At 65.1% G+C, this 7,401-nt stretch carries 7 protein-coding genes and 1 riboswitch; of the genes, 2 read left to right on the top strand and 5 right to left on the bottom strand.

The features are described from left to right. Positions 1-1,900, top strand: a 1,900-nt coding sequence (locus LH128_RS03980; protein WP_008828295.1) for a TonB-dependent receptor plug domain-containing protein, incomplete at its 5' end; no start/stop codon positions are given. A gap of 107 nt (positions 1,901-2,007) precedes the next feature. Further along, positions 2,008-2,207, top strand: a riboswitch (yybP-ykoY riboswitch). 6 nt (positions 2,208-2,213) lie between these two features. After that, positions 2,214-2,789: a TMEM165/GDT1 family protein gene (locus LH128_RS03975; protein ID WP_036526437.1), complete on the top strand. Its 576-nt coding sequence runs from the start codon at positions 2,214-2,216 to the stop codon at positions 2,787-2,789. A gap of 172 nt (positions 2,790-2,961) precedes the next feature. Here LH128_RS03975 and phoB read toward each other — a convergent pair whose 3' ends face one another. Genes phoB through pstC form a run of 5 tightly spaced genes read right to left on the bottom strand, consistent with a single transcriptional unit; the run spans position 2,962 to position 7,394 of the window. After that, the gene (gene phoB, locus LH128_RS03970; RefSeq protein ID WP_008828293.1) at positions 2,962-3,651 is read right to left on the bottom strand and encodes a phosphate regulon transcriptional regulator PhoB; all 690 of its coding nucleotides are present in this window, start codon (positions 3,649-3,651) and stop codon (positions 2,962-2,964) included. Next, the gene (gene phoU / locus LH128_RS03965; RefSeq protein ID WP_008828292.1) at positions 3,648-4,349 is read right to left on the bottom strand and encodes a phosphate signaling complex protein PhoU; all 702 of its coding nucleotides are present in this window, start codon (positions 4,347-4,349) and stop codon (positions 3,648-3,650) included. Before phoU ends, phoB begins: the two co-directional genes overlap by 4 nt. A gap of 25 nt (positions 4,350-4,374) precedes the next feature. Continuing rightward, positions 4,375-5,136, bottom strand: coding sequence for a phosphate ABC transporter ATP-binding protein PstB (gene pstB / locus LH128_RS03960; RefSeq protein ID WP_008828291.1), 762 nt, complete (start codon positions 5,134-5,136; stop codon positions 4,375-4,377). Between the two features lie 4 nt (positions 5,137-5,140). Beyond that, a complete protein-coding gene (gene pstA, locus LH128_RS03955) occupies positions 5,141-6,028 on the bottom strand; it encodes a phosphate ABC transporter permease PstA (protein WP_008828290.1) in 888 nt (295 codons plus the stop codon). Next, positions 6,021-7,394, bottom strand: coding sequence for a phosphate ABC transporter permease subunit PstC (pstC, locus tag LH128_RS03950; protein WP_008828289.1), 1,374 nt, complete (start codon positions 7,392-7,394; stop codon positions 6,021-6,023). The genes pstA and pstC overlap by 8 nt, the downstream gene beginning before the upstream one ends. Positions 7,395-7,401: the final 7 nt, after the last annotated feature.

The following is a 7,401-nucleotide window of genomic DNA, read 5'->3' as shown; positions in this document are numbered from 1 at the left end:
CCAGCCGAACTTCTCGGCGAGCCTTTCGGCCGGCACGTCGTTCGACCTGGGCGGCGCGACATTGGGCGTCATCGCCACCGGCGGTTACTCCAACTCGACCCAGACCAAGGCGATCCTGCGCCAGCGCGCGCAGGGCACCACCGCCAACCCGGAACAGCTCTGGGAAGACGGCAATGCGGTCAACACGGACAACCGCATCGTCGCCAACGCGCTCGTCACCGTCGGCCTGGAATGGGACGAGAACCAGATCCGCTGGACCAACGTCTATATCCACGACACCGACAAGCATTCCAGCCTGAGCATCGGCAAGCGCAACAACAACCGCACCGCCGACTACATGGACCAGACGACCGCGTGGTATGAACGCCAACTCATCGACACGCAGCTGGTCGGCGAGTTCAAGCCGGACGACAAGACCTCGATCGACGTGCGTGTGGGTTATGCCAATTCGAAGCGCCTCGCGCCCTTCGAAATCGAGGCCCAGTACCTTCGCACCAATGCGGCGGCAGATCCTTATGGCGACATGTTCGTCAACCGCCTCGGCAACGGCAACCAGGATCCCACCAACGTCACGTTCTCGCGCCTGAACGAGAACGTGTGGTCGGCGGGCCTCGACGTCTCGCACCGTTTCTTCGATGGATGGACCGGTACGGTCGGCTATGCCTACCAGCTCAACGCACGCACCAATTCGCGCCGTTCGTTCGCGATCTTTGCGAGCGGGGATCCCGAGTTGATCTCCGGCTTCGGCACGCTGCGTCTCGACTACCTGCTCCAGCCGGGCATGTGGGCCCTCGGCAACAACGGCGTCGATTACAGCCTGCAGCTGCGCGAGCCGGGAGCCAGCGTGGCGAACTTCGATTCGCGCCTGCTCAACCACGCCTATTACGGCAAGATCGACGGCCAGCTCACCGATACCCTGTCGTTCGATGCGGGCGTGCGCTGGGAATGGGCAAAGGAAACCACCATCCTGCGTCCGATCGGTGGCACCGCCAGCCAGCCGACCGCGCTGAAGAACGAATACTTCCTGCCCGGCGGCACGCTGACCTGGGAAGTCCAGCCCGGCATGCAGGTTCGCCTGAACGCCTCGAAGACGATCGCGCGCCCGCAGTTCCGCGAGCTGCTGTATCAACCGTACTTCGATCCGGACACCAACCGCTCCTACCAGGGCAACCCGTTCCTCACCGACAGCAAGCTGACCAACGTGGAGGGCCGCGCCGAATGGTACTTCGCACCGGAGCAGCGTTTCGCGTTCGGCGCCTTCTGGAAGCGGATCGACAAACCGATCGAATCGTTCCTGACCGGGCCTGAGGCGTTCATCACCTCGTATGCCAACGCCCCCAAGGCCGACCTCTACGGTGCCGAGGCCGAAGTGCAGAAGTACGTGTATCTCGATGGCATGGGCAAGTTCTTCACGGATCGCCGCCTCGTCCTGATCGGCAACTACACCTACACCAAGTCGAAGCTGAAGGTCGGTGCCAGTGACACGGTACGCGTCTACGGCGCGGGCACCGGCGCCTCGCTGGCGAGCGACTATTTCCGCGACGGCGCGCCGCTGACCGGCCAGTCGGAGCACATCGCCAACGTCCAGATCGGCCTTGAGGATACGCAGAACCTGTCGCAGCAGACGATCCTGCTCAACTACGCGAGCAAGCGTGCGGTCAGCCGCGGCCTTGCCAATTCGAACCAGCCCGACATCTTCGAGTATCCCGGCTTCACCATCGACGTGGTGATCCGCCAGGGCATCATGATCGGCGACAAGCAGATCGAACTGAAGGCCGAAGGGCGCAACCTTACCGGTCGCGGCCACTTCGAATACCAGCAGTTCGACGATGGGCGGGTGAACTACAACACTTACGACGTGGGCCGGATGTTCTCGCTCTCGGCATCGATCACTTTCTAAGCCGTCTTTTCCGGGGAGGCACCTGCCCTCCCGACGGCAACCTCATGGCCCGGTCGCCCAGCGACCGGGCCTTTCTTTTTGCGCTTCCCAAAACGGCAGAACATCGGTAAGCGCGGGTCCGTCATCTGGGGAGTAGCCGCCCGCGCATTTTGCGGGACCTGCCGTCAACACACTTGGTCGAGAGGCCATGGCGCGCAGGAGGACGTTTCCAAACGTCCGGGCGAGACCAATGACGCATGCGGTTTCGCTCGGCCGGGCGGATTCCGAATGCGTCGTTGCGTTTCGTTTCCGCCCGGCCCGGAGTACCATGACCTTGGAAGCCCTGCTCACATCGACCGCTGTGGTCGCCCTCGCCGAGATCGGCGACAAGACCCAGCTTCTCGCCATCGTCCTCGCCACGCGCTTCAAGCGGCCCTGGCCGATCGTGGCGGGCATCTTCGTGGCGACGATCGCCAACCACTTCCTCGCCGCCCTCGTGGGCGAGCAGGCGGCCGCCTTCCTCGACGGGCAGTGGTTCCGCTACCTCGTCGCCGCCAGCTTCATCCTGATGGCTGGCTGGACGCTGATCCCCGACAAGTTCGACGAAGACGAGGAAGCCAAGCCCAGCCGCTTTGGCCCCTTCCTGGCGACCGCCATCGCCTTCTTCCTGGTCGAGATGGGCGACAAGACCCAGATCGCCACGATCGCGCTGGGTGCCCGCTTCCAGAGCGTGGTGCCGGTGATGATGGGCACCACCATCGGCATGATGATCGCCAACGTGCCGGCGGTGTTCCTCGGCAATGCCCTCATCAAGAAGGTGCCGCTGAACGTCGTGCGTACGGTGGCGGCGCTGCTGTTCCTGGTGATCGGCCTGTGGCTGCTCGCACAGACGGCGGGCCTGCTGGGCTGAAACGCAAAAGGGGCCGCGGCAAGGCGGCCCCTTTATGATTGCGTCGGTTGATGCCGATGGGGCTTCGACAGGCTGCGCCTGACCCTTCGACAAGCTCAGGGTGAGCGGGAGGTAGAGTAAGTCTCCCAATTCCGCTCAGGCTGAGCTTGTCGAAGCCCCTTCAGCCCAGGCCTTACGCCACGTCCATCGCATAGCCCGCCGCGCGCACGGTGCGGATCGGATCCGTCTCGCCGTCGCGGTTGATCGCCTTGCGCAGGCGGCGGATGTGAACGTCCACCGTGCGCTCGTCGATATCCGAGTCCATGCCCCAGACGCCGTCGAGGATCTGCTGGCGCGAGACCACGCGGTTCGGACGTTCCATGAAATAGCGCAGCAGGCGGAACTCGGTCGGACCCAGATGCAGCGCCTCGCCGCCGCGACGCACGCGGTGGCTGGTGGCGTCGAGTTCGATATCCCCCCACGACAGCACGCTGCCCGCCAGCGACGGCCGCGCGCGGCGCAGCAGCGCTTCGATGCGGGCCATCAGTTCGCGCGGGGAGAACGGCTTGGTGACATAGTCGTCAGCGCCGGTCTTGAGGCCGCGGATCATGTCCTCTTCCTCGCCGCGCGCGGTGAGCATGATGATCGGGACCGAGGCGGTTTCCTTGTCCTTGCGCAGCTGGCGGCAAACCTCGATGCCGGGCACCTGCTCGATCATCCAGTCGAGCACGATGGCATCGGGCGTCTGCTCGCGCACCATGACGAGGGCTTCCTCACCGTCGGGCGTGGAACGCACGTCGTAGCCTTCGGCCGAGAGGTTCCAGGTCAGCAGTTCGCTGAGGGCGACGTCGTCTTCGACGACGAGGATCGAGGCCGCGCTCACGACAGCATTCCCGAGCTGGTATCATCCGTCAAAGAGTCACGCTCCGTGCAGTACTCGCCGGTCGCGGCGTAATAGACCATCTCCGCCACGTTGGTGGCATGGTCGCCGATGCGCTCCAGGTTGCGGGCGATGAAGAGAAGCTGCGCGGCGCTGGTGATCGTCGCGGGGTTCTCCATCATGTGCGTCAGCAGCGAGCGGAACAGCGTGTTGTAGAACTGGTCCAGCTTCTGGTCGCGCTTGATGACCTCCACCGCCAGCTGCGCATCGCGCGAGCCGTAGGCGTTCAATACATCGCGCACCATGGACTCGGCGATCTCGGCCATGGCCGGGACCAGCGTTACCGGGTCGATCTTGGTGCGGCCTTCCAGCGCATTGACGCGCTTGGCGATATTCTTGGCATAGTCGCCGATGCGCTCGATCACGCCCGAGATCTTGAGCGCGGCGATGACGTCGCGCAGATCGTCGGCCATGGGAGCACGCAGCGCGATGGTACGCACGGCGAGGCGGTCCACCTCGGCCTCCAGCGCATCCAGCTTGGCGTCGGCGGCGACGACTTGTGCGGCGAGTTCCTCGTCATGATGGACGAGCGCGGTGATGGCGTCGCGGATGGCGACTTCGGCGAGCCCGCCCATCTCGGCGACGAGGCCGCGAAGCTGCCCGATCTCGGAGTCGAAGGCCTTGACGGTATGGTCTACCATGGCGTGTCCCTGCTTATGCCAACACTCAGCCGTAGCGGCCGGTGATGTAGTCCTTGGTGCGCGTTTCGCGCGGATTGGTGAAGATCTGGTCGGTCTCGCCGTATTCCACCATGCTGCCGAGGTGGAAGAAGGCGGTGCGCTGCGACACGCGCGCGGCCTGCTGCATCGAGTGGGTGACGATGACGATGGCGAAGCTCTCCTTCAGCTCGTCGATCAGTTCCTCGATGCGCGCGGTGGCGATCGGGTCGAGCGCGGAACACGGCTCGTCCATGAGGATGACTTCGGGGCTGACGGCGATGGCGCGCGCGATGCACAGGCGCTGCTGCTGGCCACCCGACAGCGCGGTGCCGGCGTCGGTCAGGCGATCCTTGACCTCTTCCCAGAGGCCCGCCTTGGTCAGCGCGTTCTCGACGATGCGGTCCATGTCCGACTTCGCGCTGGCGAGGCCGTGGATGCGCGGGCCGTAGGCGATGTTCTCGTAAATCGACTTGGGGAACGGGTTCGGCTTCTGGAACACCATGCCGACGCGGGCGCGCAGGGCGACCGAGTCCATGGTGGACGCATAGATGTCCTCGCCGTCCAGCAGGATCTGGCCGTCGACGCGGGCGCCGGCGATCGTGTCGTTCATGCGGTTGAGGGTGCGCAGGAACGTCGACTTGCCGCAGCCCGAGGGGCCGATGAAGGCAGTGACGATCCCGTTGTCGATGTCGATCGAGACGTCGTTGATCGCCTTCTTCTGTCCGTAGAAGACGTCGACGTTGCGGGCGGTGATCTTGGCTTCGGTCATGGTTCTACCAGCGGACTTCGAATTTGTTTCGAAGGTAAATGGCGATGCCGTTCATGGCGAGCAGGAAGACCAGCAGCACGATGATGGCGGCGGAAGTGTTCTGGACGAAAGCCTTGTCGATTTCGTCGGACCACAGGAAAATCTGCATCGGCAGCACGCTCGACGGGGCGGTCAGGCTGTCGGGCGGGGTGACGACGAAGGCGCGCATGCCGATCATCAGCAGCGGCGCGGTTTCACCCAGCGCGCGGGCCATGCCGATGATGGTGCCGGTCAGGATGCCCGGCAGCGCGAGCGGCAGGACGTGGTGGAACGTCGTCTGCACCTTGCTCGCACCGATGCCGTAGGCGGCCTCGCGGATCGAGGGCGGGACCGCCTTGATCGCGTTACGGCCCGAGATGACGATGACCGGCATGGTCATCAGCGCCAGCGTCAGACCGCCGACCAGCGGCGACGAACGCGGCATCTGGAAGGTGTTGATGAACACCGCCAGACCCAGCAGGCCGAAGATGATCGAAGGCACGGCGGCGAGGTTGTTGATCGACACCTCCACCCACTCGATCCACTTCTTCTTGGGCGCGAACTCTTCCAGATAGATCGCGGCGAGCACGCCCATCGGGAAGCTGAGCAGCAGCGTCACCATCATGGTGAGCAGCGAGCCCTTGGCCGCCCCCCACACGCCAGCCGCGCTGGCATCGGTGGAGTCCGAGCCCGAAAGGAAATCCCAGTCGAGACCGCCGAGGCCGTTCTTTAGCATGATGACGAGCAGCAGCGCCAGGAAACCGAGGCTCAGGACAATCGCGCCGAGGCCGATCACCTTGAACCGCTTCTCCGCGGCGTGGCGCTTCGCGAGGCGGCGGACCGCCTCGGGCGAATTCCAGTCTGACTTACTCATAGGCTTCGCGGAACCGCTTCACGACGCGCAGGGCGACGATGTTGAGGATGAGGGTGACGATGAACAGCACCAGGCCGAGCGCGAAGGCCGACAGCGTCTTGGGGCTGTTGAACTCCTGGTCGCCGGTCAGCATCTGGACGATCTGGTAGGTCACCGTGGTCATCGAGGCGAACGGGTTCGCCGAAAGGTTGGCGGCGGCACCGGCGGCCATGACGACGATCATCGTCTCGCCGATGGCGCGGCTGATCGCCAGCATCACGCCCGCGACGATGCCGGGCAGCGCGGCGGGCAGCAGCACCTTCTTGATCGTCTCCGAGCGGGTGGCGCCAAGGGCCAGCGAACCGTCGCTCATCGCGCGGGGCACCGCGGCCAGCGCGTCGTCGGCCATCGAGGAGACGAAGGGGATGATCATCACGCCCATCACCAGACCTGCGGCCAGCGCGCTTTCGGTGGAGGGGTTCTGCATGCCGATCGAGGCGGCGAAGTCGCGGATCAGCGGGGCGACGGTCAGCGCCGCGAAGTAGCCGTAGACCACGGTGGGAATGCCCGCCAGAATCTCCAGCATCGGCTTCACCCACTTGCGCACGTCGCGCGTGGCGTACTGGGTCAGATAGATGGCGCTCATCAGGCCGAGCGGGATCGCGACGACCATGGCGATGATCGCGCCGATGTAGATCGTGCCCCAGAACAGCGGCACCGCGCCGAAGTTGTTGTTGATGTTGTCGCCCATCGTGCTCGCCGGCGACCAGTGGGTGCCGGTGAGGAAGGCGATCGGCGACACGTCCTTGAAGAACATGCCCGCCTCGAACACGAGCGAGGCGACGATGCCGAAGGTTGTCAGGATCGCCAGCAGCGAAGCCGCCAGCAGCACGCCCAGCACCAGCCGCTCGACGTGGGTGCGCGCCTTGAAATCCGGGCGGATGCGCGTGAAGCCGAAGGCGCCGCCCGCAAAGGCGACGATCAGCACGATCACCGCGCCGATCAGGCCGAACTTCACTTGCGCCTGCCGGAACGGCTCGACCAGCGCCTGCGCCTCCGGGTTGAAGGCGACGGCATTGGGATCGGAGGCGATGGTCTGCGCCTCGGCGACGATGGCGCCCAGCTGGAACGGGTCGGTCGGCAGGCCATGCGCGGCGGGGGTGGCGAAGACCGCGCCTTGGACGAGGCCGGGCATCACCGCCTGCCATACCAGCCAGGCGACCAGCGCCGGGACGACGATCCACAGCGCCAGATGCCAGCCGTGATAGGCGGGCATCGAGTGCATCGATCCCCGGCCGGTATAGAGCAGCCGCGCCCGGCCGCGCGCGGCGAACCAGCCGACAAGGCCGAGGCCGAGGACGGCCAGGAGAACTCCGGTGAGTATCATGTCTGGC

Origin of the sequence: Sphingomonas sp. LH128 (genome assembly GCF_000293195.2) — a bacterium.
GTDB classification, from domain to species: domain Bacteria; phylum Pseudomonadota; class Alphaproteobacteria; order Sphingomonadales; family Sphingomonadaceae; genus Novosphingobium; species Novosphingobium resinovorum_A.
The sequence above is the reverse complement of the archived record's forward strand: the minus strand, read 5'-3'. Positions and strand labels throughout refer to the sequence as shown.

What these genes read in the sequence shown, in the direction of transcription:
- phoU (WP_008828292.1), bottom strand. Translation starts at nt 4,349, where the DNA reads ATGGTAGACCATACCGTCAAGGCCTTCGACTCCGAGATCGGGCAGCTT.
- pstB (WP_008828291.1), bottom strand. Translation starts at nt 5,136, where the DNA reads ATGACCGAAGCCAAGATCACCGCCCGCAACGTCGACGTCTTCTACGGA.
- pstA (WP_008828290.1), bottom strand. Translation starts at nt 6,028, where the DNA reads ATGAGTAAGTCAGACTGGAATTCGCCCGAGGCGGTCCGCCGCCTCGCG.
- pstC (WP_008828289.1), bottom strand. Translation starts at nt 7,394, where the DNA reads ATGATACTCACCGGAGTTCTCCTGGCCGTCCTCGGCCTCGGCCTTGTC.